The organism is Methylobacterium gnaphalii, from assembly GCF_007992215.1.
In the GTDB taxonomy this organism is placed as follows: domain Bacteria; phylum Pseudomonadota; class Alphaproteobacteria; order Rhizobiales; family Beijerinckiaceae; genus Methylobacterium; species Methylobacterium gnaphalii.
Genome location: NZ_BJZV01000099.1, coordinates 1 through 1,180 on the forward strand (window position 1 = coordinate 1; position 1,180 = coordinate 1,180).

The 1,180-nt window shown below is 59.0% G+C and carries 2 protein-coding genes; one reads left to right on the plus strand and one right to left on the minus strand.

Annotation, left to right across the window (positions count from 1 at the left end; genetic code table 11):
• Positions 1–373: 373 nt before the first annotated feature.
• Positions 374–532 carry a hypothetical protein gene (locus tag MGN01_RS23920; protein WP_170246142.1) on the plus strand — a complete coding sequence of 53 codons (159 nt, stop codon included), beginning with the start codon at positions 374–376 and terminating at the stop codon, positions 530–532.
• A 76-nt stretch (positions 533–608) separates the two neighbouring features.
• On the opposite strand, the gene MGN01_RS23255 is transcribed toward MGN01_RS23920, so the two are convergent.
• Positions 609–977, minus strand: coding sequence for a hypothetical protein (locus MGN01_RS23255; protein ID WP_147049157.1), 369 nt, complete (start codon positions 975–977; stop codon positions 609–611).
• Between the last annotated feature and the right edge of the window lie 203 nt (positions 978–1,180).

Genomic DNA, 1,180 nt, shown 5'->3' on the forward strand with positions numbered 1-1,180 from the left:
TCTCGGCAAGGACGATAACTGCTGATAGTCTACAAGCCACGCACCGAGACCTCAGCCCGCCGGGCTCGCCGTGGCGGGCTTTCTTTTGCCTACATACGAACAACGTCGGGTATCCGCCGTTTTGCAGGCTCGAGCGCAGAGGGGGCCAGCCTCGGTTGCTCGACCTCAGAGCCCGCCCGGCTGAACTCCCCGGTGCGGGCTTTGTTGTGTCTGGCTGAACCCGAGCCGCGCGTCTCAGTTATCCTTGCGCCGGCCCCTCCCATCGTCGGCACAACCTTCAGCCCGTCCGGTTCGCCGCGGCGGGCTTTCTCGTGTCAGTGTGGGATCATCGGCGAGATGCGGGGACTCAGCCTCCCACGATCGCTGTACGCTGATGCGCGAGACCGAGACGGAGGCCCGTCGCCGGCTCGCTCGGGAACGCCGCAAGCACGAAGAAGAGATGCAGCGCGAACGGCACGAGGAGCACCGGCAGGCGATCGACGGCCTGCGCACTCTCAATGACCGGCTGAGGGAGGTGCGGTTGTCGACCTGAAGTGGGCGTTCAGCCTCCGACCCTTCTCAGCCAATCGTAACTGGCTAACACTCAGCCAGAAGTGGACATTGGTGATCTATGACGTGCGACGAGTGGCAATGGCCTGTTCGACGCTTGGCCCTGCCTTCTCTCGAAACCAGCTAATCATTCTTCGGACTTCAGCTTCCACTTTACTGGCATCATTCGCATCGATGAGTTCGGCACTGGCCTGCGACATTGCACTCAAGATGCGTGCCGCCTCGGGGACGTATGGAAGATCGTTCTGCTTTTCGTAGCGCGCACGGATGATTTGATCCCGAAGATTTTCAGGGTAGGTCCACGCACTGGCGAGTATGTCGTGCACGCTTACATCTTGCCCAGCTACGACGATGGTAGCTTCTCGGTCACTCTCCGAATAGCCAGAAGCCTCGATCCGTTCGCAAGTATCTATCGCTGCGCTCATCATTTCACGGATCAAATTCCAGTCGGTCTTCGTATTTCCTCCGGACGGTTCCTTCGGCAGCGTATCTCCAATTTCAGCTCAAAGCCGACTGGCAGAATTCCACCGATAGTGTTGAAAAAGGCGGACTGCGCCGCCCCGATCGATTGAACAGCGCTTCAGAGAGATTACCGTTCTCTTGTTGGCTGGAAATTCGTCGTCAGGCAGAA